The 26,494-nt window shown below is 64.2% G+C and carries 25 protein-coding genes; 20 read left to right on the forward strand and 5 right to left on the reverse strand.

Annotation, left to right across the window (positions count from 1 at the left end):
* Window positions 1–57: 57 nt before the first annotated feature.
* The 4 genes from KUH32_RS17995 to tldD form a co-directional block, all read right to left on the reverse strand.
* Window positions 58–762: a CoA transferase subunit A gene (locus KUH32_RS17995; RefSeq protein ID WP_217780054.1), complete on the reverse strand. Its 705-nt coding sequence runs from the start codon at window positions 760–762 to the stop codon at window positions 58–60.
* A 130-nt stretch (window positions 763–892) separates the two neighbouring features.
* Window positions 893–3,532 (reverse strand): type I DNA topoisomerase, encoded by a 2,640-nt coding sequence (gene topA / locus KUH32_RS18000; protein ID WP_217780055.1) that lies wholly within the window; start codon window positions 3,530–3,532, stop codon window positions 893–895.
* A 154-nt stretch (window positions 3,533–3,686) separates the two neighbouring features.
* Window positions 3,687–4,853: a DNA-processing protein DprA gene (dprA, locus tag KUH32_RS18005; RefSeq protein ID WP_217780056.1), complete on the reverse strand. Its 1,167-nt coding sequence runs from the start codon at window positions 4,851–4,853 to the stop codon at window positions 3,687–3,689.
* Between the two features lie 240 nt (window positions 4,854–5,093).
* Window positions 5,094–6,515: a metalloprotease TldD gene (gene tldD, locus KUH32_RS18010; RefSeq protein ID WP_217780057.1), complete on the reverse strand. Its 1,422-nt coding sequence runs from the start codon at window positions 6,513–6,515 to the stop codon at window positions 5,094–5,096.
* A gap of 180 nt (window positions 6,516–6,695) precedes the next feature.
* Between tldD and coxB the strand changes: the two genes are divergently transcribed.
* From coxB to KUH32_RS18065, 11 genes are all read left to right on the forward strand, one after another.
* On the forward strand, window positions 6,696–7,571 hold the full coding sequence (gene coxB, locus KUH32_RS18015; RefSeq protein ID WP_217780058.1) for a cytochrome c oxidase subunit II: 876 nt from the start codon (window positions 6,696–6,698) through the stop codon (window positions 7,569–7,571).
* A 98-nt stretch (window positions 7,572–7,669) separates the two neighbouring features.
* Complete coding sequence (gene cyoE, locus KUH32_RS18020) at window positions 7,670–8,611, forward strand: heme o synthase (protein WP_217780059.1); 942 nt, start codon at window positions 7,670–7,672, stop codon at window positions 8,609–8,611.
* Window positions 8,602–8,769: a hypothetical protein gene (locus KUH32_RS18025; RefSeq protein WP_217780060.1), complete on the forward strand. Its 168-nt coding sequence runs from the start codon at window positions 8,602–8,604 to the stop codon at window positions 8,767–8,769. Before cyoE ends, KUH32_RS18025 begins: the two co-directional genes overlap by 10 nt.
* Window positions 8,759–9,337, forward strand: a complete 579-nt coding sequence (locus KUH32_RS18030) for a cytochrome c oxidase assembly protein (RefSeq protein WP_217780061.1) — start codon at window positions 8,759–8,761, stop codon at window positions 9,335–9,337. Before KUH32_RS18025 ends, KUH32_RS18030 begins: the two co-directional genes overlap by 11 nt.
* Before the next feature lie 19 nt (window positions 9,338–9,356).
* A complete protein-coding gene (locus KUH32_RS18035; protein ID WP_217780062.1) occupies window positions 9,357–10,163 on the forward strand; it encodes a cytochrome c oxidase subunit 3 in 807 nt (268 codons plus the stop codon).
* A gap of 83 nt (window positions 10,164–10,246) precedes the next feature.
* Window positions 10,247–10,921, forward strand: a complete 675-nt coding sequence (locus KUH32_RS18040) for an SURF1 family protein (RefSeq protein WP_217780063.1) — start codon at window positions 10,247–10,249, stop codon at window positions 10,919–10,921.
* Entirely contained in the window at window positions 10,921–12,309 is a 1,389-nt protein-coding gene (gene thrC / locus KUH32_RS18045) for a threonine synthase (protein WP_217780064.1), read from the forward strand. Before KUH32_RS18040 ends, thrC begins: the two co-directional genes overlap by 1 nt.
* Window positions 12,306–13,568, forward strand: coding sequence for a M16 family metallopeptidase (locus KUH32_RS18050; RefSeq protein ID WP_217780065.1), 1,263 nt, complete (start codon window positions 12,306–12,308; stop codon window positions 13,566–13,568). The genes thrC and KUH32_RS18050 overlap by 4 nt, the downstream gene beginning before the upstream one ends.
* A 2-nt stretch (window positions 13,569–13,570) precedes the next feature.
* Window positions 13,571–14,155, forward strand: coding sequence for a GNAT family N-acetyltransferase (locus KUH32_RS18055; RefSeq protein WP_217780129.1), 585 nt, complete (start codon window positions 13,571–13,573; stop codon window positions 14,153–14,155).
* 63 nt (window positions 14,156–14,218) lie between these two features.
* Complete coding sequence (locus tag KUH32_RS18060) at window positions 14,219–15,043, forward strand: MBL fold metallo-hydrolase (protein WP_217780066.1); 825 nt, start codon at window positions 14,219–14,221, stop codon at window positions 15,041–15,043.
* Between the two features lie 122 nt (window positions 15,044–15,165).
* Window positions 15,166–16,587 (forward strand): FAD-binding oxidoreductase, encoded by a 1,422-nt coding sequence (locus KUH32_RS18065; RefSeq protein WP_217780067.1) that lies wholly within the window; start codon window positions 15,166–15,168, stop codon window positions 16,585–16,587.
* Here the strand turns inward: KUH32_RS18065 and KUH32_RS18070 are convergent.
* The gene (locus KUH32_RS18070; protein WP_217780068.1) at window positions 16,584–17,432 is read right to left on the reverse strand and encodes a lytic transglycosylase domain-containing protein; all 849 of its coding nucleotides are present in this window, start codon (window positions 17,430–17,432) and stop codon (window positions 16,584–16,586) included. The genes KUH32_RS18065 and KUH32_RS18070 overlap by 4 nt on opposite strands.
* Window positions 17,433–17,779: 347 nt before the next feature.
* On the opposite strand from KUH32_RS18070, the gene KUH32_RS18075 reads away from it, so the two are divergent.
* From KUH32_RS18075 to KUH32_RS18115, 9 genes are all read left to right on the forward strand, one after another.
* The gene (locus KUH32_RS18075; RefSeq protein WP_217780069.1) at window positions 17,780–17,959 is read left to right on the forward strand and encodes a Flp family type IVb pilin; all 180 of its coding nucleotides are present in this window, start codon (window positions 17,780–17,782) and stop codon (window positions 17,957–17,959) included.
* Window positions 17,960–18,055: 96 nt separating this feature from the next.
* Window positions 18,056–18,235: a hypothetical protein gene (locus tag KUH32_RS18080; protein ID WP_217780070.1), complete on the forward strand. Its 180-nt coding sequence runs from the start codon at window positions 18,056–18,058 to the stop codon at window positions 18,233–18,235.
* A 185-nt stretch (window positions 18,236–18,420) separates the two neighbouring features.
* The gene (gene cpaB, locus KUH32_RS18085; protein WP_217780071.1) at window positions 18,421–19,275 is read left to right on the forward strand and encodes a Flp pilus assembly protein CpaB; all 855 of its coding nucleotides are present in this window, start codon (window positions 18,421–18,423) and stop codon (window positions 19,273–19,275) included.
* A gap of 186 nt (window positions 19,276–19,461) precedes the next feature.
* Window positions 19,462–20,901 (forward strand): type II and III secretion system protein family protein, encoded by a 1,440-nt coding sequence (locus KUH32_RS18090; protein ID WP_217780072.1) that lies wholly within the window; start codon window positions 19,462–19,464, stop codon window positions 20,899–20,901.
* Window positions 20,902–20,920: 19 nt separating this feature from the next.
* A complete protein-coding gene (locus KUH32_RS18095; protein WP_431358198.1) occupies window positions 20,921–21,586 on the forward strand; it encodes an OmpA family protein in 666 nt (221 codons plus the stop codon).
* 256 nt (window positions 21,587–21,842) lie between these two features.
* Entirely contained in the window at window positions 21,843–23,090 is a 1,248-nt protein-coding gene (locus KUH32_RS18100) for a CpaE/TadZ family protein (RefSeq protein ID WP_217780074.1), read from the forward strand.
* 12 nt (window positions 23,091–23,102) lie between these two features.
* Window positions 23,103–24,539, forward strand: a complete 1,437-nt coding sequence (locus KUH32_RS18105; RefSeq protein ID WP_217780075.1) for a TadA family conjugal transfer-associated ATPase — start codon at window positions 23,103–23,105, stop codon at window positions 24,537–24,539.
* A 5-nt stretch (window positions 24,540–24,544) separates the two neighbouring features.
* A complete protein-coding gene (locus tag KUH32_RS18110; protein WP_217780076.1) occupies window positions 24,545–25,510 on the forward strand; it encodes a type II secretion system F family protein in 966 nt (321 codons plus the stop codon).
* Between the two features lie 12 nt (window positions 25,511–25,522).
* Window positions 25,523–26,494, forward strand: a complete 972-nt coding sequence (locus tag KUH32_RS18115) for a type II secretion system F family protein (protein ID WP_217780077.1) — start codon at window positions 25,523–25,525, stop codon at window positions 26,492–26,494.

The following is a 26,494-nucleotide window of genomic DNA, read 5'->3' on the forward strand; positions in this document are numbered from 1 at the left end:
CCTGCGCGGCGCGCGCGGCCATCTGGTTGCGGTCCCAGCCCTTCATTTCGCCAGACATCAGGCTTCCTCCCGCTTGCGGACAGTCCGCTGTTCGATGCGTTTCTCGTGCTGCCCCTGGATCAGCCGGTGCACGTAGATCCCCGGCAGGTGGATGTGATCCGGATCGATCGAGCCGCGCGGCACGATTTCCTCGACCTCGGCCACGCAGACCTTGCCGCACATCGCCGCCGGCGGGTTGAAGTTGCGCGCGGTCTTGCGGAAGATCAGGTTGCCGGTGTCGTCGGCCTTCCAGGCCTTGACGATCGACAGGTCGGCAAAGATCCCGCGTTCGAGGATGTATTCCTCGCCATCGAAGGTCTTCACCTCCTTGCCCTCGGCGATCACCGTGCCGACGCCGGTCTTGGTGTAGAAGCCCGGAATGCCGCAGCCGCCGGCGCGCATGCGTTCGGCCAGCGTGCCCTGCGGGTTGAACTCCAGCTCCAGCTCGCCTGCCAGGTATTGCCGCATGAACTCGGCGTTCTCGCCCACATAGGACGACATCATCTTCCTGATCTGCCGGCTCTCCAGCAACTTGCCCAGGCCGAACCCGTCGACGCCGGCGTTGTTCGATGCCACGGTCAGGTCCTTGACCCCGCTGGCCACGATGGCGTCGATCAGCAGTTCCGGAATGCCGCACAGGCCAAAGCCCCCGGCGGCGATCAGCATGCCGTCATGCAAGAGCCCGTCCAGCGCCTCTGCCGCCGAACCGTATACCTTCTTCATGGGTTGCCCCCCGTCTTTTCGGATCGGCCAAGTAGTGACGCGGCGCCGGGGCAGAGTCAACGCGGATGCCGCGCTGCGGCGACGCGCATGCGGCATTTTCCGGTATTCCGCCGGCGCGGCCCCGGCGAGCCTAGGACTTGCTGGCCGCTTTCTTCTTGGTGGCAGTCTTTTTCGGCGCGGCTTTCTTCTTGCCGCCCTTCTTGGTGGCCTTTTCGGCGATCAGCGCCACGGCCATGTCCATCGTCACCGCACCGGGGTCGACATCCTTGGGCAGGGTCGCATTGACCTTGTCCCACTTCACGTAAGGCCCGTAGCGGCCCTCCATGACGTTCACGGCCCCACCGTTTTCGGGATGTTCGCCCAACTCCTTGAGCGCCTTGGCCGCCGCCCTGCCCCGTCCGCCGGGATTGGCGCGTTTTTCCGCCAGCAGTTCCACCGCGCGGTTCATGCCGATCTCGAAGACGTCGTTGGGATCCTTGAGATTGGCGTAGACCGGTTTGGCCTCGTCCGGCAACTGGTGCATGAGGAACGGCCCGAAACGGCCGAAATTGGCCTTCACCTCGCCACCCTCGGGATGCATGCCCACGACACGCGGCAGGCTGAGCAGCGTCAGCGCCTTTTCCAGCGTCATCTCGTCGGCCTGCCAGCCCTTGGGCAGGCTGGCGCGGTCGGGTTTCTTGTTCTCTTCGCTTGCCTCGCCGCGCTGGACATAAGGCCCGAAGCGGCCCGAGCGCAGGCTGATGTCGTTGCCGTCCGAATCCTGCCCGAGGATCCTGTCCTCGGCCTGCTCTTCGCCGCCGCCGATCGGACGGGTATAGCGGCATTCGGGATACCGCGAACACCCGACGAAGCCGCCGGTGCGAGACGTCTTCAGATGCAGGCTGCCTTCGCCGCACAGCGGGCATTCGCGCGGATCCTTGCCATCCGGACGCGGCGGATAAAGTTGCGGCGCCAGAGCCTTGTCCAGCACGTCCAGAACCTCGGCGATGCGCAGTTCGGAGGTCTCGGCGATCGCGGCCGAGAAATCACGCCAGAACCGACCCAGCAGGTCCTTGTAATCCTTGTGCCCGGCACTGACATCGTCCAGCTCTTCCTCCAGAGCCGCCGTGAAATCGTAACCCACGTAGCGGCGGAAGAAATTCAGCAGGAAGATCGTGACGATCCGGCCCTTGTCCTCGGGAAACAGCCGGCCGTTTTCCTTGCGCACGTATTCGCGTTCCTGGATCGTCGTGACGATCGAGGCATAGGTCGAAGGACGGCCGATCCCCAGCTCTTCCATCTTCTTGACCAGCGTCGCCTCGGTGTAGCGCGGCGGCGGCTGGGTGAAGCTTTGCGTGGCCAGCACGGCGCCGTTGCCAGACAGAACAGCCGCGGTCTTGCCCGCCTCGGCCTTGTCCTGCGCAGCGGTGAAGGCAGGCTTCAGCGGCGCATCGGGCGCAAAGACCGCCGGTTCGCCCTGCATGATCTGCGGCAGGCGGTTGTCGTCGTCTTCCTCGGGCTCGTCGCGACCCTCTTCGTAGACCTTGAGAAAGCCGTCGAACAGCACCACCTGCCCGGTCGCGCGCAGCCCCACCTGGCCGTCTTCCGATCCGATCTCGACCGTGGTGCGCTCCAGCCGCGCAGCTTCCATCTGGCAGGCCAGCGTGCGTTTCCAGATCAGGTCGTACAGCTTGCGCTGGTCGGCATCGCTCAGCCGCAGGCTGGCCGCATCGGCCGTCATGTCGGTGGGCCGGATGCATTCATGCGCTTCCTGCGCGTTCTTGGCCTTGTTCTTGTACATCCGCGGGTTCGCGGGCACGTAGTCGGCGCCGTACCGGTCCTTGATCGCGTCGCGCGCGGCCTGCACCGCCTCGGGCGCCATGTCGATGCCGTCGGTCCGCATGTAGGTGATGTGCCCGGCCTCGTAGAGCCGCTGCGCCGCCGCCATTGTCTGGCGCGCGCCCATGCCGAACTTGCGGCTGGCTTCCTGCTGAAGGGTCGAGGTCATGAACGGCGCGGCGGGGTTGCGGCTGGACGGCTTGGCCTCGACCGACGTGACCTTGAGACCACGCTTGGCCACGGCATCGACCGCGAGTTCGGCCTGGGTCGCATCGGCCAGATCGTAGCGGTCGAGCTTCTTGCCCGCCAGGACCGTCAGCCGGGCCTCGAAATCCTGCCCGCGCGGCGTGCGCAACTGTGTCCGGACCTGCCAGTATTCGCGCGGGCGGAATGCCTCGATCTCCATCTCGCGCTCGACGATGAGGCGCAGACAGACCGATTGCACACGGCCTGCCGAACGCGCGCCGGGCAGCTTGCGCCACAGCACCGGCGACAGGTTGAAACCCACCAGGTAATCCAGCGCGCGACGCGCCAGGTAGGCCTCGACCAGCGGTGCGTCGATGTCGCGCGGATTGGCCATCGCCTCGGTCACTGCGGCCTTGGTGATGGCGTTGAAGGTGACGCGGCTGACCTTGGTGTCCTTCTTGATCGACCGGCGCTTGGTCAGCGCCTCCTTGAGGTGCCAGCTGATCGCTTCGCCCTCGCGGTCGGGGTCGGTGGCGAGGATCAGCGCATCGTCGGATTTCAGCGCCTCGGCGATCGCCGCGACATGCTTGCGCGAATCGTTCGCGATCTCCCAGGTCATTGCGAAACCGTCGTCGGGGTCCACGGATCCGTCCTTGGGCGGCAGGTCGCGCACATGGCCATAAGACGCCAGAACCGTGTAGCCCGAACCCAGATACTTGTTGATTGTCTTGGCCTTGGCGGGAGACTCGACAACGACAACGGGCATGGGGCGGCTGACCTCTTGGAACGAATTTCGCGAACGTCTGGCGTTGGCATATGGCCGCGGACCATGTGGCGCACAAGGGGGAATTGTCAATCGAACCCGGCGGTTCGCTGCGCAGCCGCGCTGCCGGCCCCCGATGCCGCGCTGCCGATTGGCGTCAGACGACCAGCGACAGCATCCCGCCCGGCTGGCGGCGGATCTTGCCATCCAGTTCGAGATCGGTCAGCACCGGAAGCACCGCACCCGACGGTGCACCGAGGTCGCGGATCACCTGGTCTTCGGCAATCGGCGACGGGCCGAGGCGGGCCAGGATCTGGCTGTGCAGGGCCGCGGTTTCCCGCAACGACCGTTGCGGTTTGGCGACCGGCTGCGGCGGGGATGCTGGATTTGGCGCAGGCGGCGTCAGGTCAAGCCGGGGCTGGCGTTCGGCTTGCCCCGAAACTTCGATCACGTCTTCGGCGTTGCGCACCAGACGCGCGCCGTCACGGATCAGCATGTTGCAGCCCGAGGCCCGCGCATCAAAGGGATGGCCCGGCACCGCCAGTACTTCGCGCCCCTGGTCGAGCGCGCACCGCGCGGTGATGAGCGAGCCGGACTTCGCCGCCGCCTCGACAACGACGACCGCACGGGTCAGCCCCGACACGATCCGGTTGCGCGCCGGAAAGTGCCGCGCGATGGGCTGTAGGCCCATCGGCTGTTCGCTGACCAGCGCCCCGCCCTTGGCAAGGATGTCTTCGGCCAGCCGGGTGTTTTCGGATGGATACAGCACGTCGACGCCGCCTGCCATGACGGCGACCGTGCCGGTTTCGAGACTGGCGAGATGCGCCGCGGTATCGATGCCGCGCGCCAGGCCCGAAACCACGACGAACCCCGCTTCGCCCAGACCGGCGGCGAGGCTGCGCGCCATGCGGGTGCCCAGCGACGACGCGTTGCGCGCGCCGACCAGCGCGATCATCGGCCGCGCCAGCGCGGCGGCGTTTCCACGCAACCACAGGATCGGCGGCGCGTCCGGCAGATCGGCCAGGTCGGCAGGATAATCGGCTGCGCCGATGAAGACCGGCCGGGCCCCCGCCTGGCGGCCGGCCCTGAGCTCGGCAAGCGCCACGCCTTCGGGGCAAACGCTGTAATTCTCGACCCCGGCTTGCGCCGCGACCTTCGGCAAGGCGTCCAGCGCGGCTGTCGCCGTGCCGTGTTCGCCGAGAAGACGGTAGAAGGTGCTTACGCCGACACGGCGCGAGCGCAAGAGACGGAGCCAGGCCACCCGATCATCTTCCGTGGTGGGTGGGAGTGGGGGGTGAGTGGAAGAGTAGCTGTCTTCAGGCATTCTGGCCCCGTTCTCTTGCTGGAACAGCAGTAGCGCGCGGCTGGTTAATCGCCGGTAAACCTGAGCAGCCGAAATCGGACGGTTACGAAATTCATTGCAAAAACAGAGGCCTGATCGCAGCCATCGGTCCGGAGGCCGCCTTGGCAAAGACCGAACCGCCCCGCAAATCAGCGTCGAGGGACAGAATCGTTGCGCCCCGCCGCGTCCAGGACCGGCCAGGCGGAACGCAAAGGGGCCGTTTCAGGCGGCGGCGCCACCAACCGTCAGACCTCCGATCATCACCGTGGGCTGACCGACGCCCACCGGAACCCACTGCCCCGCCTTGCCGCAATTGCCCATGCCCGGGTCCAGCGCCATGTCGTTGCCAAGTGCCTTGATCTGTTTCAACGCGGTCGCCCCGTCTCCGATCAGTGTCGCGCCCTTGACCGCGGCGCCGACCTTGCCGTTCTTGACGCGATAGGCCTCGGTGCAGGAAAACACGAACTTGCCATTGGTGATGTCGACCTGCCCGCCGCCGAAACCCACGGCCCAGATCCCGTCTTTCAGATCCGCGACGATATCGGCCGGATCGGCCTGTCCGCCCAGCATGTAGGTGTTGGTCATCCGCGGCATCGGGATATGCGCATAGCTCTGCCGGCGCCCGTTGCCGGTAGGGGCCACGCCCATCAGGCGGGCATTCTGGCGATCCTGCATGTAGCCCACCAGCACACCGTCCTCGATCAGGACGTTCCTAGACGAAGGCGTGCCTTCGTCGTCGACGCTGATCGATCCGCGCCGATCCGGAATCGTGCCGTCGTCCAGCACCGTCACGCCCTTCGAGGCGACCTGTTGGCCCATCAGACCGGCAAAGGCTGAACTTCCCTTGCGGTTGAAATCGCCTTCGAGCCCGTGCCCCACCGCCTCGTGCAGCAGGATGCCGGGCCAGCCGGGGCCCAGCACGATGTCCATCACGCCGGCGGGCGCGGGCTCGGCCGACAGGTTGACCAGCGCGATGCGCAGCGCCTCGCGCGCCTTCGACTGCCAATCCTGCGGATCGAGCAGGCCATCCAGCGTGACCCGTCCGCCGCCGCCCGCGGTCCCGGATTCGCGGCGGCCGTTTTCCTCGACGATGACCGAGACATTGACCCGTGTCATCGGGCGCACATCCGTGACCAGCGTGCCCTCGGGGCGGAGAATCGCCACTTCCTGCAGCGAGGCCGCGATCGTGGCGCTGACCTGGACCACGCGTTTGTCCAGGTCGCGCGCAAAGGCGTCGATTTCGCGCAGGGTTTCAATCTTGACCGGAAACCCATGGCCGGCGATCGGATCGGCATCGGTGTAGAGCCGCGTGTTGGTGCCCTGCGGCGCATCGGCCAGGGTGCCGCCGCCATCGCCCACGGCCAACCGCGCGGTTTCGGCAGCACGCCGCAGCGCCGCCTCGCTGATCTCGGTCGAATGCGCATATCCCGCGACCTCACCCCGGACGGCGCGCAGGCCGAACCCCTCGGACGCGTCGTAACTTGCGGTTTTCACGCGCCCGTCGTCGAAGACAAGAACCTCGGACCGGCTTCGTTCCAGGAACAGCTCGCCATCGTCGGCTCCGGCGACGGCGTCGCTCAGGACGCGCTGCGCCCGGCCCCGATCCAGCAGGCTTTCGAAAGGGCGGAACGGCGTCGAATCCATGATTTTTTCTCCTGCGATTTGATCTGGATCAAAAAAAGCGGCGGTTTGCCGCGGGAAAGCTGCTTTATCGGGTGTCCAGAATATGGTTTTACACGGGACAAACGCAACGGCGTGGCGTCCGCAAAGGGACTCTGTGCCGCTTGCAAAGAAGAACGACGCCACAGCCGACCAGGGTGAACCATGAAAATCAAGACCATGCTGACGGGCCTTCTCAGCGCCTTTCTTGCCGTTCCCGCCTACGCGCAGAACCTCGAAGTGATCGGCCGCCCCGTCGACGGCGGAATCGGCTTTCAGCCGCAAGCCACCGAACTGGCGCGCGACATCCAGATGCTGAACGGGATGATCCTGGTGATCATCACCGCCATCGTGATCTTCGTCGTCGGCCTGATGGCCTGGGTGATCGTCCGCTACAACCGCCGCGCCAATCCGACCCCCGCCAGCTTCACCCACAACACGCCGGTGGAAATCGCCTGGACGATCGTGCCCATCATCATCCTGATCGGGATCGGCGCCTATTCGCTGCCGGTGTTGTTCAAACAGCAGGAAATCCCCGAAGGCGACGTTGTGATCAAGGCAACCGGCTACCAGTGGTACTGGGGCTATGAATATGTCGGCACCGATCTGGCCTTCGACAGTTTCATGATCGGCGCGCCCGCCACGGGCGGCGACAACCGCATGACCCCCGAGGTCGAGGCTCAGCTGATCGAGGCCGGCTACAGCAAGGAAGACTTCCTGCTGGCCACCGACACCGCGATGGTGGTTCCGGTCGGCAAGACCGTGGTCGTGCAGGTCACCGGCGCCGACGTGATCCATTCCTGGACCATCCCGGCCTTCGGCGTGAAGCAGGACGCCGTTCCGGGCCGGCTGGCCGAACTGTGGTTCACCGCCGAGCGTGAAGGCATCTTCTTTGGTCAATGCTCCGAGCTGTGCGGCATCAACCACGCCTACATGCCGATCACCGTCAAGGTGGTGTCGGAAGAGGCCTACGAGGCGTGGCTGCAGAATTCGCTCGACGAAGGCGGCTACAGCGATGTCCGCCAGGTGCTGACGAACTGAGCCGAACTGAACCGAACGGTGCGTGCAAGCACGCACCCTACGGAGGAAACCGGGTGTAAGGTGCGTGCTTGCACGCACCTTCCTTCAAAGGACCACAGATGAGCGACGCAAGCTTCGATACACGGGTCCAGAGCGGCGAAGCCGAGTTCAGGGACTATTTCGCGCTGCTCAAGCCGCGCGTGATGACCCTTGTCGTCTTCACCGCCTTCGTCGGCCTGTTGGCCGCTCCCGTTTCGCTGCACCCTTTCGTCGCCTTCTGCGCCATTCTGTTCATCGCCGTGGGCGGCGGCGCCTCGGGCGCGCTGAACATGTGGTATGACGCCGATATCGACGCGGTGATGCGCCGTACCGCCAAGCGACCGATCCCGGCGGGCAAGGTGACGGGTGACGAGGCATTGGCCATCGGCCTGACGCTGTCGGCCTTTTCGGTGATCTTTCTGGGGCTGGCCACGAACTGGCTGGCCGCCGGGCTGCTGGCCTTCACCATCTTCTTCTATGTCGTGATCTACACGATGTGGCTCAAGCGTCTGACGCCGCAGAACATCGTCATCGGCGGCGCTGCGGGTGCCTTCCCCCCGATGATCGGCTGGGCGGCGGCAACCGGCGATATCTCGGTCGCGTCGGTGCTCATGTTCTGCCTGACCTTCATGTGGACACCCCCGCATTTCTGGGCGCTGGCGCTGTTCGTGCGGATGGACTACGACAACGCGACCGTCCCGATGTTGACGGTCACCCATGGCCGCCGCGCAACCCGGCGCCACATCCTTCTTTATACTGCGCTGCTGGCGCTTCTGGCGATCGGCACCGGTTTCACCCAGATCGGCGGGCCGTTCTACCTGGCGACCGCGCTGGTGTTGAATGCGGCGTTCCTGCTGGGCGCGATCCGCATCTGGCGCCGCGACGAAGACATGGCCGAAGCCGACAATTTCGCCGTGGAAAAACGGTTCTTCAAACTGTCGCTGCTCTACCTCTTCGCCCATTTCGGCGCCATTCTCATCGAGGCCGGCATCGACCGGATGGGAGGCTATCCATGGGGCTGATCAAGGAACACGATCTGCACAAGCGCCGCGCGGGCCGCAACCTGGGCGTGGGCCTTGTTCTGGCGGCGTTCATCGCGTTGATCTTCGGCCTGACGGTGGTCAAGGTGAACAGTGACGGATTCCAACTGCAACCGACGGAGGTGGTGGATGGCAATTGAGGGCAAGCGCAAGACGGTTCTGCAGACGGTCGGTCTGGTGCTGGTGATGGGCGGTCTGGCCTGGGCTTCGGTGCCGTTTTACGACTGGTTCTGCCGGGTGACCGGCTATGGGGGCGCCACCGGCGTGGCCGAAGCGACGACCGGCGAAATCCTGGATCGCACGATCAAGGTCCGGTTCGACGCCTCGCTGGAGCGTGGCATGCCTTGGGAATTCAAGCCCGAAGTCCCGGAAATGACCATCCGCATCGGCGAAGAGGGCCTGGCCTTCTACGAGGCCTACAATCCCACTTCGAAACCGGTGGCGGGATCGGCCAGCTACAACGTCGCGCCCTTTGGCGCGGGCGCCTATTTCGAAAAGATCGACTGTTTCTGCTTCGAAGAGCAGGTGTTGATGCCCGGTGAACGCGTGATGATGCCCGTCAGCTTCTTCATCGATCCCGGCATCGTCGACGATACCGATGCCAAGCACACCAGTCACATCACGCTGAGCTACACGTTCTACGAGATCGACCTGCCGGAAGAGCAGGCCGCGCTCGACCTGAAGACCGACGGCGCGTCCGTCAATTGACGCCAACGAGGGAACCGGAATGGCACACGCAAAAAACCACGACTATCACATTCTAAACCCCTCCATCTGGCCCTTCCTTGGGTCGGTGGCGGCTTTCTTCATGCTGTTCGGCGCGGTGCTGTGGTTCCACGGCAACGGGCCCTGGATGTTCCTGATCGGCTTCGTCGCCGTGCTTTACGTGATGTTCGGCTGGTGGGCCGACGTGATCGCGGAAAGCCATGTGGGCGATCACACCCCGGTGGTGCGGATCGGCCTGAAATACGGCTTCATCCTGTTCATCATGTCCGAGGTGATGTTCTTCTTCGCCTGGTTCTGGAGCTTCTTCAAACACGCGCTTTATCCGATGGATCCGGGCGGAATGAGCCCGGCCATCGATGGCCCCTGGCCGCCGGTGGGGATCGAAACCTTCGACCCCTGGCACCTGCCGCTGATCAATACGCTGGTTCTTCTGTGCTCGGGCGCCGCGGCAACCTGGGCGCACCACGCCCTGGTGCACGAGGACAACCGCGAGGACATGAAATGGGGTCTGATCATCGCCATCGTGCTGGGCGTCTTCTTTACCGCGCTTCAGGCGTATGAATACAGCCACGCCGCCTTTGGCTTTTCCGGCAACATCTATGGTGCCAACTTCTTCATGGCGACCGGGTTCCACGGCGCGCATGTGATCATCGGCACGATCTTCCTGTTCGTCTGCCTGCTGCGGCTGATGCGCGGGCATTTCACCCAGGACAAGCATATCGGCTTCGAGGCCGCGGCCTGGTACTGGCACTTCGTCGACGTGGTCTGGCTGTTCCTGTTCGCCGCCGTCTACGTCTGGGGTGGCTGACGGGGATTGCACCCAAACCTGACTGAGGTAAACCAAGGCGCGCGATTTTCGCGCGCCTTGTCTTTTCAACCGGAGCGCCCCGTTTGTCCCGCCTTGCCGCACCCCTGCTGATCGGCCTCATCGGTGCCGCGATCCTGATCGCGCTTGGCACCTGGCAGGTGCAGCGGCTGGCGTGGAAAGAGAGCGTGCTGGCCGAGATCGACGCGCGCATCGGCGGCGCACCGGAACCACTGCCGGTGCTGGTTTCGCCGGCGGATCAGAAATACCAGCCCGTCGTTTTGCAGGGCACCATCGGCGAGGACGCGCTGTTCGTCCTGGTCTCGCGCAAGCAGGTCGGGCCGGGCTGGCGTGTCGTTTCGCCCTTTGCCACCGCGGATGGCCGCCGGATCCTGATCGATCGCGGCTGGATTCCACACGACGCGCGCGACGCACCGCGCCGCGCCGGTGCGGCCGAGATCACCGGCAACCTGCACTGGCCCGACGACCGCCGCGACGCCACGCCGGAAAACGACGTAGCGGGCAACATCTGGTACGCCCGCGATATCGGCGCCATGGCCGAGGCGCTGGACACCAAACCGCTGCTGGTCGTGGTGCGATCCACGACACCCGCCGACGACGGCGTGACCCCCCTGCCCGTCGACAGCAGCGGCATCCCGAACGATCACCTGCAATACGCCATCACCTGGTTCGCGCTGGCCGCGGTGTGGCTCACCATGACCGGCGTCTGGATACGGCGCCGCCTGACGGAGACCGATTGATGCGATACATCTCGACCCGCGGCGCCGCGCCGGATCTGGGCTTTGCCGAGGCGATGCTGACCGGGCTGGCGCGCGATGGCGGTCTCTATGTCCCGGCCGAAATCCCGCAGATGAGCACCGGCGACATCCGCGCGCTGCACGGCCTGTCCTACGAGGAAACCGCGTTCCGGGTCATGCGGCCCTTCGTGAACGACGCGTTCGCCGACGACGTGTTCGCCGATCTGATTGCCAAGGCCTATGCCGGGTTCGGCCATGACGCGCGGGCGCCTCTGGTGCAACTGGCGCCGGGGCATTTCCTGCTCGAGCTGTTCCACGGGCCGACCCTGGCCTTCAAGGATTTCGCGATGCAGCTGATCGGCCAGCTGTTCGAGCACGAACTGTCCCGTCGGGGCGAACAGGTGACCATCGTTGGCGCGACATCCGGCGACACAGGCTCTGCCGCGATCGAGGCCTTTGCCGGACTGGATTCGGTCGATGTCTTCATCCTCTACCCGCACGGGCGGGTGTCCGAGGTGCAGCGCCGCCAGATGACCACGCCGCAGGCCGCCAACATTCACGCGCTGGCCATCGACGGGCATTTCGACGACGCGCAGGCGCGGCTCAAGGACATGTTCAACCATTTCGAGTTCCGCGACCGCGTTCGGCTGGCCGGTGTCAACTCGATCAACTGGGCGCGGGTGCTGGCGCAGGTGGTCTATTACTTTACATCCGCCGTCAGCCTGGGCGCGCCGGACCGCGCCGTCAGCTTTACCGTCCCCACCGGCAATTTCGGCGATATCTTTGCCGGCTACATCGCCAAGCGCATGGGCCTGCCCATCGACCGGCTGATCGTCGCGACCAACCAGAACGACATCCTGCACCGTTGCCTCACATCCGGTGCATATGAAAAGGGCGAGGTCGTGCCCTCGATCTCGCCGTCGATGGACATCCAGGTCAGCTCGAACTTCGAACGCGCGCTGTTCGATGCCTACGGCCGCGACGGCAAGGCGGTGGCGCAACTGATGGACGAGCTGAAGGCCGGCGGCTTTGCCGTCAGCCAGGGCGCGTTGCAGGCCCTGCGCGAGGATTTCGGCTCGGGCCGGGTCAGCGAGGACGAAACGCTGGCAACGATCCGGCAGGCCAACGAGACGATGGGCGAATTGCTGTGCCCGCATTCCGCCGTCGGCGTGAAGGTGGCCGAAGATCAACGTGACCCCACAACGCCGATGATCACGCTGGCAACAGCGCATCCGGCGAAATTCCCCGACGCCGTCGAAAGGGCCACCGGCATCCGCCCGCCCCTTCCCAATCGCATGGCCGATCTTTATGACCGGCCCGAGCGCTTGACGCGGGTCCCCAACGACCTGGCGGCGCTGGAAACCCTGATCGAGGAGCGTCGCCGCACGTGACCGTCGAACTGACAACGCTGGACAACGGGTTCCGCATCGTGACCGAGGCGATGCCGGGACTGCAATCCGCCTCGCTGGGTATCTGGGTCTGCGCCGGCGGCCGCGACGAGACACCCGACCAGAACGGCATCGCCCATTTTCTGGAACACATGGCTTTCAAGGGCACGGCGACGCGCAGTGCGCTGCAGATCGCCGAGGCGATCGAGGATGTGGGCGGCTATATCAATGCCTATACCTCGCGCGAGGTGACGGCCTATTACGCCCGCGTGCTGGCCGCAGACACCGCTCTGGCGCTGGACGTGATCGCCGACATCCTGCTGAACCCGGTCTTCGATCCGCACGAGATCGAGGTCGAGCGTCACGTGATCCTGCAGGAAATCGGCCAGGCGCTGGACACGCCCGACGACGTGATCTTCGACTGGCTTCAGGAACAGGCCTATCCAGGCCAGGCCCTGGGCCGCACGATCCTTGGCCCGCCCGAACGCATCCGCGCCTTTGGCCGTGCCGATCTGTCGCGCTTCGTGACCGAGCATTACGGGCCGGGCCAGATGATCCTGTCGGCCGCTGGCGCGGTCGATCACGAAACCATCGTCGCGCAGGCCCGGGCGCTGTTCGGTGCCCTGCCGGCGCGCCCCGCGCGATCTGCCGAAGCGGCCCGCTTTCGCGGCGGCGAAACCCGGCACGAAAAGGCGCTGGAACAGGCCCATCTGGCGCTGGCCTTCGAGGGGCCGGGTTACCGCGATCCGGATTTCTACACCGCGCAGATCCACGCCATCGCGCTTGGCGGCGGCATGTCCTCGCGCCTGTTCCAGGAAATCCGGGAAAAGCGTGGGCTATGTTATACCATATTCGCACAGTCCGGCGCCTATGCCGATACCGGCATGACCACCATCTATGCCGGCACCAGCGCCGAGGATGTGGGTGAACTGGCGCGCCTGACCATCGACGAGATGAAACGCGCAGCCGATACCCTGACCGAGGCCGAGGTCGAGCGTGCGCGCGCGCAGATGAAGGCCGGGTTGCTGATGGGGCTGGAAAGCCCGTCTTCGCGGGCCGAACGCATGGCGCGGATGGTGCAGATCTGGGGTCACGTCCCGGCGATCGAGAAAACCGTCGCCAAGATCGACGCCGTCACACCCGAAGCCGTGCGCCGGTTCGCAAGCGTGCTGGGCACGACGGCACCGGCAGCGCTGGCGCTTTACGGGCCGGTGGCAGGCGCACCGGATCTCGCGCAACTGCACGCGCGCCGCGCCGCATGATGATGCTGGGTCTGCGCCGCAAAGTCCGGCTCGAGACCGAGCGCCTGACCCTGCGACCGCCCCAGCACGCCGACTACACGCCTTGGTCCACCCTGCGCCGAGAAAGCGCCGGCTTTCTCACCCCGTGGGAGCCGACATGGGCCTCGGACCATCTGAGCCGCCGCGCCTTCACGAACCGCGTCTACTGGGCCAGCCGGGCTATCACCAGCGGCACCGCGCTGCCGCTGTTCCTGTTCCGGCGCGACGACGCGCGACTGGTCGGCGCCGTCACGTTGGACAATATCCGCCGCGGCCCGGCCCAGGCCGGCACCCTGGGCTACTGGGTCGGCGCACCCTTCGCCCGTCAGGGGCTCATGAGCGAGGCGTTGAGCGCCGTCGTGCATCACGCCTTCCAGAAACTCGACCTCAGCCGCCTCGAAGCCGCCTGCCTGCCGGAAAACCTGGCGTCGCGCGGGCTTTTGGAACGCAACGGGTTCAAGTACGAAGGCGTCGCGCAAAGCTATCTGCAGATCGACGGACGCTGGCGCACCCACGTGCTTTATGCCGCTTTGCGCAGCGACCGTCGCGGGCGCAGCGACGCCGTCTGAGATTTCCCTGCTGACCGGGCGCGTCCGCGCGCTATCCTTGGGTCAGACAAGGGAGTCGCCGCCATGTTCCGCATTCTCGCCGCGCTGATCCTGACCGCCACCGCGCTCGGTGCGCAAGACGCGCGCCGCCCCAGCCACTGTATCGCCGTGGCCGATGCCACCCCGGGTCTGAAATACTTGCACAAGGCCAGTTGGCAGGCGCCTCTGCCCGATCACACGCTGCGCATCCACTACATCGCCCATGCCTCGTTTCTGATCCAGACCCAGGGCGGAATAGAGGCCGTCACCGACTACACCGGTTTCATCGGCAACACCGAATTGATCCCCGACGTCGTGACGATGAACCATGCCCACGACACCCACTGGACCCCGTTCCCCGATCCGGCCATCCCGCACGCGCTGAAGGGCTGGGGCGAGGAATTCGGTGCCGGTGTGGATCATCACCTCGATCTGGGCGAGATGCTGATCCGCAATGTGTCGACCGACATCCGCAGCGATTTCGGCCGCCGCGAAGAGCGTGGCAATTCGATCTTCGTCTTCGAAGCCGCGGGGCTTTGCGTCGGACATCTGGGCCACCTTCACCACGAACCCAACGACGAACAATACGCCGCGCTCGGGCGGCTCGACGTGGTCATGGTGCCGGTGGATGGCGGCTACACGATGGCGCTGGACAACATGCTGAACGTGATCGACCGGCTGAAATCGCGGGTCATTCTGCCGATGCACTGGTTCTCGGGCTTCTCGCTGGAAAACTTCCTGTCCGACCTGCCCGAAGGCTTTGCCATCGACCGCCGCGACGGCCCCAGCATCGAAGTCAGCCTGCGCGATCTGCCCGACCGCCCCACAGTCGTCGTGCTGCGTCCGGAATATCTGCGCGACCAACCCTGAACTGCACGGCGCCCGCAAACAGCCGAATGACTGTCCGCCTGCGGCCGCGAAGAGCCCGCCCCCTCTTTCCCCGGGCGCCGCAAGGCGATACCCATCCCCCAACGCCCCGAACCGGAGCCTTCATGCCGCTTTCTCCCGCCGATGATGCCTTTGCCGATGCCCTGGCCGCCACTCTTGCGCCCGACACCTTGCGCCGGGCCGAGCCACGCTACCTGGAGGAACCGCGCGGGCGGTGGGCCGGTGCCGCGGGTTGGGTGGCGCGACCGCGCAACACCGACGAGGTGGCCGGGATCGTGTCGGCCTGTGCGCGCGGCGGCGTCGGCATCGTGCCCTATGGCGGTGGCACCGGCCTGGTCGGTGGGCAGGTCTGCGGCGCCGACCAGCCCGCCTCGCTGATCCTGTCGCTCGAGCGGATGACGGCCATCCGCGCGATCTACCCGCAGGAGAACGTCCTGATCGCCGAAGCGGGCGCGATCCTCGCCGACGTGCAGGCCGCCGCTGCCGGTCAGAACCGCCTGTTCCCGCTATCGCTGGCCTCCGAGGGATCGGCCCGGATCGGCGGCCTGTTGGCCACCAACGCGGGTGGTGTGAATGTGCTGCGCTACGGCAATGCCCGCGACCAGGTGCTGGGTCTCGAGGCAGTGATGGCCGACGGCACGGTCTGGCATGGCCTGTCGCGGTTGCGAAAGGACAACACCGGCTATGACCTGCGCCACTTGCTCGTCGGTTCGGAAGGGACGCTCGGGATCATCACCGCGGCCAGCCTGAAACTGTCGCCCCGTCCCACCGCCACCGGAACGGCCCTGTTGACCGTGACCGGCCCCGAAGCCGCGCTTTCGTTTCTGGCCCTGGCCCGGGACCACCTGGGCGAAGCGGTGTCGGCCTTCGAATTGATGCACCGCACCGGGTTCGATTTTCTGGCCGAGACGCTGCCAGAGGTGCGCCAGCCATGGGCCGAACCGCCGAATTGGGTCGTGCTCATCGAGGTTGGGCTGAGCGGTGGGGCCGATCCGCAAGCCGGGCTGGAGGCGCTGTTCGCCGCCGCCCACGCGGCCGGTCTGGTCAGCGATGGGCTGATTGCGCAGTCCGAACAGCAAGCACGGGATTTCTGGGCGCTGCGCGAACGCATCCCCGAGGCCAACCGCCGTATCGGCGCCGTATCCAGCCACGACATATCGGTCCCGCTGGGTGCGATCCCGGACTTTATCGCCACCTGCGGTCCAGCCCTGGCGCGGATCGGCACGTTCCGCATCAACTGCTTCGGTCACGTCGGCGACGGCAACCTGCACTATAATGTGTTTCCGATACCCGGCGAAACGCGCGGCGACCACGACGACAAGCGCGCCGCGATCAAGGCCTGCGTGCATGACCACGTGCATGCGCTTGGCGGTTCGGTCAGCGCCGAACATGGGATCGGACGGCTCAAGGTCGATGACCTTGAACGCTACGGCGATCCCGTCAAGCTGGCGGCGATGCGCGCGATCAAGAACGCACTGGATCCGAATGGCATCCTGAACCCCGGCGCGGTGCTGCGCCGGCTTTAACGGTTCATCACGCGGAAAACGCAGCCATCCGATACCAGCTGCGGCGGCGTCAGGCACAGACCCTTGGCGGTCTGGAAGGCCGCCAGCACCTTGGGCACGTAGTCGCGGGTCTCGGCATAGGGTGGCACGCCGTTATGCTGCGGGATCGCGTTTTCGCCGGCATTGTAACCTGCCAGAACCAGGATCGGATCGCCGTTGAACCGCTCCATGAGGAAATCGAGGAAGGCCACCCCACCCTTGATGTTCTGGCTCGCGTCGAAACTGTCGGCAACGCCGAAGCGCTCGGCCGTCGCCGGCATCAGCTGCATCAGTCCCTGAGCGCCCGCACCGCTTTGGGCATCCGGTTTGCCGCCGGATTCCACGGCCATCACCGCCAACGCCAGCGCGGGCGATACCCGCGTGCCCACGGTTGCGCGCAACAGGTCGGCACCGTGGCGATCGGCGATGTCCTGCAAGTCCTGCAGGCGCGGCGCCGACACGCCCTGACCCGCAGGGGGTTTCATCAGCCGATTGATCGCCGGTTCGAGCCGTCCGGGCCCGGACTGATCCAGCTTGGGCGACACCACATCCCAGAACCAGGTATAGCGCCCGATCCCGGTCTCGCGGCCCGACGGCGCCGGTACCGCGGCAGGCACGGCATCCGGCGCGGCCTTGAGTGCCGGCCGTGGCGGCACGGCGGGTTCGGCACGGGGCGCGATCTGAACCGTGATGCGGCGCGCCGTGCCGGGTTTGGGCGGCTTGACCCGTTTGGCGCTGAAATCCTGAAAGGGCTGAGGCGATTCCGCATACGCCGGAATCGCCAATGCGGCGCAAAGCACCGCTCTTGCCAGAAATCTGATTGTCATCGGCCTGCTCGTCCTGCCGTTCTTTTGCCGGATACTCGCACAAAGGCAGGCACCCGCCAACAGTGTTGCCCGCGCGGCAACAATTCGCCGCAATACGGTGCCCTTCATGCCGCACCCAACCCGGTTCAAAACAAAAAATTCAGAAAATTATCTTTTGATTTCAGAACCTAAGAGCAAAATCGCCCAAGTCTTGTTTAAACCCAAAAACAAAACGGTTTGCGCCCAACTCCTGCCCCAATGCGAGGGCTTTATCTGCACATACCGAGACGGGATCGGGCGGAATGAGAGAGCGCCCAATCATGGTTCCGGAACGGTTGAACGTGAAAGCCTATCTACGGAGAGAGACCATGATGAAGTTCCTGAACACCTTCCGCAAGGATGAAGACGGCGCCGTGACGGTTGACTGGGTGGTTCTGACCGCCGCTGTCGTTGGCCTGGCCATCGCCGCCTACTCGACCATCGAGACCAACGCGTCGAACCTGATCACTGCTGCCGGTGGCGCCGTCGCGAACGAAAACGACTTCTAAGTCGTTTGCGGCGTGACGCCGCGATACGGATTGCGCGCAGGGGTCACCCTGCGCGCAGCTTAACGAACACTTTTTTGACCTGCTCTGGAGATGACGATGCTGCGCTTCCTCACAAAATTTCGGAAAGACGAAGCTGGGGCCGTGACAGTCGATTGGGTTGTGATCACCGCGGCTGTGGTTGGCATGTCTGCCATCTCCTTCTCGGTGCTCGAAAACAACTCGTTGACGCTGATGAACGCCGCCGGCGGTGCCATCGCGAACGAAAACGATTTCTAATCGGCATCGATACAGACGGAAAAACGGCCGCGCCCCGAGCGCGGCCGTTTTCGTTTCAGCCAGCGAAAAGTCACACAAGAACCGTTGCGCTGGCCTCATTTGGACATAATCGCCAGTATGCTTACTGATAATTATTCTGCGCCCATCACGATGCGCAGACGAGGCATGCATTCGAGAGGTGCACCATGCGACTGTTGTTTGGACTCGTGCTGATCGCGGGGCTCGGCCTGGCCGGCTTTGCAGTATATATGGCACAGAACTATATCGGCGCGTATGAAAACGCGCTGCAGGAAGAACGGGCCAAGGTGACCAAGGCGGTTCCGACACAGATGATCTACGTGTCATCGCGCCCCATCGCCTACGGCGAAGAATTGACCGATGCCGACATCCGCCTTGTGCCCTGGCCCAAGGAAATTCTGCCGGTCGGCTATTTCGACGACACGAACCCGATCATCGTCGATGGCGAAAAGCCCCGCGTCGTTTTGCGCCCGATGGAAGCCAACGAAGCCTTCATGCCTGTCAAGGTGTCCGAACCCGGTGGCGACGCCGGTCTAACGTCGCGCCTGGAAAAAGGCCAGCGCGCCTTCGCGATCAAGGTCGACGTGGCTTCGGGCGTGTCGGGTTTCCTGCGGCCCGGCGACCGGGTCGATGTCTACTGGACCGGCCGCATACCCGGCAACGATCCCAACCTGCCGCAGGGCGATGTGACCAAGCTTATCCAAAGCGGCATCCGTCTGATCGCCGTCGACCAGACCGCGACCAGCGACAATACCGACGCCACCATCGCCCGGACGGTGACGGTCGCGGCATCCCCGACCGAGATCGCGGGCCTTGCGCAGGCGCAATCCACCGGCAAGCTGTCGCTGTCGCTGATGGGGATCAATGACGATACGGTGGCGGAAGCCATCGAGGTCGACCAGCGGTCGCTGCTGGGCATCACCAAGGTCGAACAGAACGCCGAAAATTCGCTTGAGGTCTGCACGATCCGCACGCGCCGAGGTGCCGACGTGGTCGAAATCCCTATTCCCTGCACCGACTGACCGGACACTGAAAAACCAACAAACACAGTGGGGCGCCGTCATCGGCGCCCCTTTCTGTTGCGAGTTCTCCACATAAATAATCGCCAAGAACGCGTTGATTCTTGCAAAAAATCACAGTTTGACGCATCGTGACCCAAATAACGGGCAACAAGACCCGACCCGAGGCGTGATCGAGAGGCAGGTCACATGAAATCGAAGACTCTTTTCAAAGCAGCCCTTCTGGGGCTTGGTCTGATCGCAGGGCCGCTGGCCAGTGTCGCTCAGGCAGAAACCCTGCGCATCGTGCGCACGGGAACGGAATCCGCGCTGAATGTCCCGATGAACCGGGCCGTCGTCGTCGAAAGCGACCAGCCCTTTGCAGAGCTGTCCATCGCGAACCCGGCAATCGCGGACATCTCGTCGCTGTCGGATCGGACGATCTATGTCCTGGGCAAATCCCCCGGCACGACGACATTGACCATTCTGGACGCGCAAGGCCGGCTGATCACCAATGTCGACGTGCGCGTCGCGGCGGATGTGACCGAATTCAAGGAACGCCTGCGGCAGATCCTGCCGGACGAGACGATCGAGGTTCGGACCGCCAATGACGGCATCGTGCTGTCCGGCACCGTTTCGAGCATCGTCAAGCAGGAACGCGCGCTGGCACTGGCCGAACGCTATGCTCCCGAACGCGTGTCGAACCTGATGGTCGTCGGCGGCGTTCAGCAGGTCATGCTGAAGGTCCGCTTCGCCGAAATGCAACGGTCGGTAGCGAAATCGCTGCGCGCCTCGCTTGCAACCGGCGGTTCCGTACTTGACGGCGATCTCGGGCTCGAACTGGGCACCGGCAACGCCTCGCCGTTGGCCGCGGTCGACGACGTCGCAACCAAACTGCAACCGCAATCGGGCTCGAACGCCTCCGAAGGCGCCATTCTTTTCGGCTTCAACGCCGGTGGCCTGGAAGTGGGTATTCTTCTGGAAGCCCTTGAAAGCAAAGGCGTTGTTCGCACCCTGGCAGAACCGAACCTGGTCGCCCTGTCCGGACAGGAGGCCAAGTTCCTCGCTGGCGGCGAATATCCCGTTCCGGTGTCGCAGTCAGACGGTACGATCTCGATCGAGTTCAAGCCCTTCGGTGTCGAACTGAACTTTGTCCCGCGCGTCGTGGACAAGGACCTGATCAATCTCGAGCTCGAAGCCGCGGTTTCGTCGATCGATCCCGACAACGGGTTCGAACTGGAAACGATCCGCGTCGATGCCTTCAGCCGGCGCGAAACCTCGACCACGGTGGAAATGCGCGACGGTGAAAGCTTTGCCATCGCCGGCCTGCTTCAGGACGATTTCCGCGACCTGAACGGTCAGGTTCCTTGGCTGGGCGACATTCCGGTCCTGGGCGCGCTGTTCCGCAGCGCAGAGTATCGCCGGGAACAATCCGAACTGGTTATCATCGTGACACCGCACCTTGTTACCCCGACCCGGGGCGAGGCGCTGGCTTTGCCGACAGACCGGGTCAAGGCGCCGACGGAGCGTGATCTTTTCCTCTTCGGCCGTACCACGGCCGGCACCCGCAATCCCCGCCCGCAGACAGGCGCGGCCGGCGAGGTGGCCAAGCAGGATTTCACCAGCTCCTACGGCTATGTGATGGACTGAAACGATGCGGAGTCGTGGCATGAACAGGATCGTCTTGACAGGACTGGCATTGGCCATGGTCGCGGGGTGCAGCAGGTTGGGCAATGACCCGGTCTATTCCTCCTTCGACCGCGAGGCTGGCGCACTGGTCGATATCGGGCATTTCGGCAATGCCACGATGAACAACACCCAGCTGATGACCGGCGAAAAGCAATACACCTACGATCTGTCGCAGCGTTTTGCGGCCGAGGTCATGACCACGGTGAATTTCGCCTTCAACTCGGCGCAACTGGATAGCGGCGCGCGCGACACGCTGCGGGAACAGGCCAACTGGATCCGCCAGTTCCCGGAAATCCGTTTCCGTGTCTACGGCCATACCGACAAGGTGGGATCGGACAGCTACAACAAGAACCTCGGTCTGCGCCGCGCCCAGGCCGTTGTCCATTACCTGGCCAGCCAGGGCATCAGCACATCGCGTCTCGAAGCGGTGGTGTCTTTCGGCGAAACCCAGCCGCTGATCGTGACCGAAGGCCGCGAACGCCGCAACCGCCGCACGGTGACCGAGGTTTCCGGGTTCGTCAGCAGCCATCCGACCGTGCTCGAGGGCCGCTACGCCGAAGTGATCTACCGTGACTACGTGCGCAGCGCCGAACCGCGCTCGACCCTGTCGGGTATCGTCGGCGAAGATTTCCGCACCACGCAATAATCTCCTGTTCGGCGCGCCGTCCAAGCGGCGCGCCGTCGACACTGCGCCTTTGCCCACCCAGATCGTCACGGAATTCCGTACAATTGGGGTAATTTGGCCCAAATCTTGCCGCCTTTGTCAGTGATCTTACCCACCGAGGGAACAGGCTCAATGCGTTCTACGCTTGGGCCAAGGGTTCGGATTTCGGGTGGGTTTTCAATGATTTAGAAACCCGTCCGGCCTTCGGCGCAGCCCATGTGCAAAGGAAGTTCGGTCGATGACGCGTAATTCAGTTCAACAATCGGAGTTCAGCCCGATCGCGGCGTGCACCATCAGCCGCGATGTGCAGAATTTCGATCTTCTGATCGAAGACATGGAAACCATCCTTGGGGAAAACTGGGGCGACCTGGGTTTCAACGAGGCCACCGCGTTTCTGGCTCAACCCGACGCGGAACATCTGGAATTCATCGCGATCGCGATCGATGAAAGCGACGAAGACCGCATCGCGCAGCTGTCCGATATCATCGCCTCGGCCAAGGGGCGTGGCATCAAGGTGGTGCTGATCGCCGAAGACGTCAGCCCGGCAGCGTTGCATCAATTGCTTCGGCGGGGCGCCGACGAATTCGTCCCCTACCCGCTTCCCGAGGGCGAACTGGCCACAGCCGTGGAACGGATGCGCCGCCCGCCCGAGCCGGCCGAACCGAAGAGCGCCGGCATCGCGAACGGCAAGGTCAGTCTCAAGGGCGATGGCGACGGGGTTCTGATGGCCGTGCACGGCCTGGCCGGTGGCGTCGGGTCCACGACATTCGCCGTCAACCTGGCCTACGAACTGGCCACGGTGAACAAGGACAGCCCGCCGCGTGTCTGTCTGATCGATCTCGATCTGCAATTCGGGTCGGTCGCGACGTTCCTCGACCTGCCCCGCCGCGAATCCGTGATGGAACTGCTGTCGGACGTCGCCAGCATGGACGGCGAAAGCTTTGCCCAGGCGCTTGTGGGCTTCGACAACAAGCTGCAAGTGCTGACATCGCCTGCGGACATGCTGCCGCTGGACATGATTTCGCCCAGCGATGTGCACCGGATCCTGGAAGTTGCACGGGAACACTTCGATTTCGTCATCGTTGACATGCCGACGACCCTGGTGCACTGGTCCGAAACCGTCCTGAACGAGGCGCAGGTCTATTTCGCTCTGGTCGAACTGGACATGCGCTCGGCCCAGAACGCGTTGCGCCTCAAGCGCGCGCTGCAGGCCGAGGAACTGCCCTTCGACAAGCTGCGGTTCGCTCTGAACCACGCCCCCAAGTTCACCGACCTGCAAGGCAAGAGCCGGGTCAAGCGGATGGCCGACAGCCTGGGCATCTCGATCGACCTGAAACTGCCCGATGGCGGCGCCGCCGTGGCGCAAGCCTGCGATCACGGCATCCCGCTGGCCGCCCATGCCGCCAAGAACCCGTTGCGCCGCGAGCTGTCCAAGCTGGCGCAACAACTCTACTCGGTCGGGCAATCCGACGCAGAAGCCGCCTGAAGGATCTGACCCATGTTTTCGCGCTACAAGAAATCCGAAGGACGGGCCGCACAGCCGGTTCCCCAGGTTCCGGTCGAGGAGCCTGCCAAAACCGCCAAACCCGAAAGCCAGGTCAAGCGCAAACTCAAACCCGAGGTCGCGGCGCAGACCGCGGCGATGGACAAGGAAAAGAAGCGCAAGGAACGCCTGGGCGAGATCAAGCTCGAACTGCACCGCGCGCTTCTGGACAACCTCAACCTGTCCGCCCTGGACCAGGCGACCGAATCCGATCTGCGCGAGGAAATCAACGCCATCGCGACCGAGTCGCTCAGCGAGAAAGGCATCGTTCTCAATCGCGACGAACGCCGCACGCTGAACCAGGAGCTTTATGACGAGGTCAAGGGCCTGGGCCCGCTCGAACCGCTGCTGCAGGACGAGGCGATCTCGGACATCCTGGTCAACGGCCCGCACCAGATCTTCGTGGAGAAGGCCGGCAAGCTGACCCTGTCGGACGTGACCTTCAAGGATGAAAAGCACCTGATGCGGATCATCGACAAGATCGTGTCCGCTGTCGGCCGCCGCGTCGATGAAAGCAACCCCTATGTCGACGCCCGTCTTGCCGACGGGTCACGTTTCAACGCGATGGTGCCGCCGATCGCGATCGACGGCTCTCTGGTGTCCATTCGTAAGTTCAAGAAGGACAAGCTGGGCATCGACGACCTGATCCGGTTCGGCGCCTTCACCGAGGAAATGGCCGTCTACCTGCAGGCCGCCGTCGCGACCCGCCTGAATATCATCGTCTCGGGCGGGACCGGTTCGGGCAAGACGACGACACTCAACGCGCTATCCAGCTTCATCGACGACAGCGAACGTATCCTGACCATCGAGGACACGGCCGAACTTCAGCTGCAACAGACCCATGTCGGCCGGATGGAAAGCCGCCCGCCCAACGTCGAAGGCAAGGGTGCGGTCACGCCGCGCGACTGCCTCAAGAACGCGCTGCGGATGCGCCCCGACCGCATTATCGTCGGCGAAACCCGCGGCGAGGAAGTCATCGACATGCTGCAGGCCATGAACACCGGCCACGACGGTTCGATGACGACGATCCACGCCAACAGCGCCCGCGACGGCGTTGCGCGTCTTGAAAACATGATCGCCATGGCCGGGATCGAAATGCCGCTCAAGGCGATGCGATCGCAGATTTCTTCGGCCGTGAACCTGATCGTGCAGGCATCGCGTCTTCAGGACGGGTCGCGCCGGATGGTGTCGATCACCGAAATCACCGGGATGGAAGGTGATGTTATATCAATGCAAGAGATCTTCCGCTTCCAGCGTGTGGGTCTGACCCCCGACAACAAGATCATCGGCCATTTCACTGCCACCGGTGTACGCAGCGCGTATTCCGAACGGTTCCGGATGTGGGGTTACGACATCCCGCCGTCGATCTACGAACCCTTCCGCTCGGAGTAACGCCAATGCTGAGTGCAGAACCGATCATCTACGGCATGATCTTCGTCGGTGTCCTCGTCCTGGTCGAGGGCGTCTACCTCGTGGCCTTCGGCAAGTCGATCAGCCTCAACAGCAAGATGAACCGGCGGCTCGAGATGCTCGACAAGGGCAGCCGCCGCGAGGACGTTCTGGCCAAGCTCCGCAAGGAGATGGACCAGCATATGGAAAGCCGGTCCTTCCCGCTCTACTCGATGCTGGCGGACAAGGCGCAGAAAGCGGCCATTGCCTTTACACCCAAGCAGCTGATCATGGTCATGCTCGGCGTGACGGCCGCGGCTTTCCTGGGTCTGACCATCGGCACCGAGGCGATCCTGCCCGTGCGCGCGGTGATGGCCGTCGGCATCGGCGTTGGCGGCGTCTACATGTGGCTGGGCCACAAGGCCAAGAAACGCCTGAGCATGATCGAGGAACAATTGCCCGACGCGGTGGAACTGATGGTGCGCTCGCTGCGCGTCGGCCACCCGTTCAGCTCGGCCATCTCGATCGTGTCGAAGGAAATCAAGGACCCCCTGGCCACCGAATTCGGCATCATCGCGGACGAGTCGACCTATGGCCGCGACGTGGGCGAGGCGCTCAAGCACATGGCCGAACGTCTGGACATGCAGGACTTGCGCTTCCTTGCCGTCGCCGTGGCGATCCAGCAGCAATCGGGCGGCAACCTGGCCGAGATCCTGGACGGTCTGGCCAAGGTGATCCGCGCCCGGTTCCGTCTGTTCCGGCGCGTCAAGGCGATCACCGCCGAAGCGCAATGGTCGGGCAAGTTCCTGTCCGCCTTCCCGGTCGGGGCGCTGATCTTCATCCAGGTCGCCAAGCCGGACTACTACGACGAGGTGCTGGACCACCCGTGGTTCATTCCGTGCTGCTTTATCGTGGGCATCATGCTGACGCTGAACATCTTCGTGATGCGGGCGCTCGTGAACATCAAGGTGTAAAGGGGGCTGCCCGTGTTTGATCAGATCAACCAACAGATCACCGACCTTTTGGGGCCCGCTGGCCCATTGCTGGTCGTGGCCGGGCTGGCCTTTCTGCTGATCCTGTCGACGATCCCGCTGATGCTTCGCAGCCGGCCGGATCCGATGGAAAAGCTCAAGCAGACCGGCCGCCAGAAGATGGACGCCGACGCCCGTGCGGTGCTGCGCGACAAACGCAAGAACGAGAAGCTGAACAAATACGCCCAGTTCCTCGAACCGCAGGACGCCAAGGAGCTGTCGCAGATCCGCATGAAGCTCTTGCAGGCGGGCTATCGCAGCAAGGACGCGGTGCAGTTTTACTATTTCGCCCAATTCGCGCTTGGCATCGGCCTTCTTGGCATCGGTCTGGTGTATTTCCTGCTGTTCGTGAACGGCGCGGAATCCACGATGCAGCAAAAGCTGATGTACATCCTCGGCCCCGGCGCCGCCGGGTACATGTTCCCTAAATACTGGATCACCAAGCGCGTGGAGAAGCGCAAGGAAGAGATCCAGCAGGGTTTCCCGGATGCGCTCGACATGATGCTGGTCTGCGTCGAGGCCGGCCAGTCGATGGACCAGTCCATCGTCCGCGTCGCGCGCGAATTGCGCGCCTCCTACCCGTCGCTCGCGGATGAATTCGAGATCATCAGCCACGAGATGAAGGCCGGCAAGGACAAGGCCATGGTCCTGAACGACATGTCCGAACGCTGCGGCGTGCAGGACGTGTCGTCCTTCACCACGGTGCTGAACCAGGCCACCACCTTCGGCACCTCGATTTCCGACGCGCTGCGGGTCTATGCCGGGGAAATGCGTGACAAAAGGGTCATGCGCGCCGAAGAAAAGGCAAACCAGTTGCCGACAAAGATGACACTGACGACTATGATGCTGACAGTGCCGCCGCTTCTCATCATCCTGGTGGGGCCGTCCGCGGTGGGCATCAGCGAGATGGGCAGTATCGGGCAATAA

The organism is Thalassococcus arenae (assembly GCF_019104745.1).
Lineage (GTDB): Bacteria > Pseudomonadota > Alphaproteobacteria > Rhodobacterales > Rhodobacteraceae > Thalassococcus_B > Thalassococcus_B arenae.

Bases quoted from the DNA above. Each gene is read 5' to 3' on its own strand.
- KUH32_RS17995 (WP_217780054.1), bottom strand. From the start codon at position 762: ATGAAGAAGGTATACGGTTCGGCGGCAGAGGCGCTGGACGGGCTCTTG.
- KUH32_RS18030 (WP_217780061.1), top strand. From the start codon at position 8,759: ATGGCAATTGAGGGCAAGCGCAAGACGGTTCTGCAGACGGTCGGTCTG.
- KUH32_RS18025 (WP_217780060.1), top strand. From the start codon at position 8,602: ATGGGGCTGATCAAGGAACACGATCTGCACAAGCGCCGCGCGGGCCGC.
- KUH32_RS18065 (WP_217780067.1), top strand. From the start codon at position 15,166: ATGCCGCTTTCTCCCGCCGATGATGCCTTTGCCGATGCCCTGGCCGCC.
- topA (WP_217780055.1), bottom strand. From the start codon at position 3,532: ATGCCCGTTGTCGTTGTCGAGTCTCCCGCCAAGGCCAAGACAATCAAC.
- KUH32_RS18105 (WP_217780075.1), top strand. From the start codon at position 23,103: ATGTTTTCGCGCTACAAGAAATCCGAAGGACGGGCCGCACAGCCGGTT.
- KUH32_RS18035 (WP_217780062.1), top strand. From the start codon at position 9,357: ATGGCACACGCAAAAAACCACGACTATCACATTCTAAACCCCTCCATC.
- KUH32_RS18080 (WP_217780070.1), top strand. From the start codon at position 18,056: ATGCTGCGCTTCCTCACAAAATTTCGGAAAGACGAAGCTGGGGCCGTG.
- coxB (WP_217780058.1), top strand. From the start codon at position 6,696: ATGAAAATCAAGACCATGCTGACGGGCCTTCTCAGCGCCTTTCTTGCC.
- KUH32_RS18075 (WP_217780069.1), top strand. From the start codon at position 17,780: ATGATGAAGTTCCTGAACACCTTCCGCAAGGATGAAGACGGCGCCGTG.
- KUH32_RS18060 (WP_217780066.1), top strand. From the start codon at position 14,219: ATGTTCCGCATTCTCGCCGCGCTGATCCTGACCGCCACCGCGCTCGGT.
- dprA (WP_217780056.1), bottom strand. From the start codon at position 4,853: ATGCCTGAAGACAGCTACTCTTCCACTCACCCCCCACTCCCACCCACC.
- KUH32_RS18100 (WP_217780074.1), top strand. From the start codon at position 21,843: ATGACGCGTAATTCAGTTCAACAATCGGAGTTCAGCCCGATCGCGGCG.
- thrC (WP_217780064.1), top strand. From the start codon at position 10,921: ATGCGATACATCTCGACCCGCGGCGCCGCGCCGGATCTGGGCTTTGCC.
- KUH32_RS18055 (WP_217780129.1), top strand. From the start codon at position 13,571: ATGCTGGGTCTGCGCCGCAAAGTCCGGCTCGAGACCGAGCGCCTGACC.
- cyoE (WP_217780059.1), top strand. From the start codon at position 7,670: ATGAGCGACGCAAGCTTCGATACACGGGTCCAGAGCGGCGAAGCCGAG.
- KUH32_RS18110 (WP_217780076.1), top strand. From the start codon at position 24,545: ATGCTGAGTGCAGAACCGATCATCTACGGCATGATCTTCGTCGGTGTC.
- KUH32_RS18070 (WP_217780068.1), bottom strand. From the start codon at position 17,432: ATGACAATCAGATTTCTGGCAAGAGCGGTGCTTTGCGCCGCATTGGCG.
- KUH32_RS18090 (WP_217780072.1), top strand. From the start codon at position 19,462: ATGAAATCGAAGACTCTTTTCAAAGCAGCCCTTCTGGGGCTTGGTCTG.
- KUH32_RS18095 (WP_431358198.1), top strand. From the start codon at position 20,921: ATGAACAGGATCGTCTTGACAGGACTGGCATTGGCCATGGTCGCGGGG.
- tldD (WP_217780057.1), bottom strand. From the start codon at position 6,515: ATGGATTCGACGCCGTTCCGCCCTTTCGAAAGCCTGCTGGATCGGGGC.
- cpaB (WP_217780071.1), top strand. From the start codon at position 18,421: ATGCGACTGTTGTTTGGACTCGTGCTGATCGCGGGGCTCGGCCTGGCC.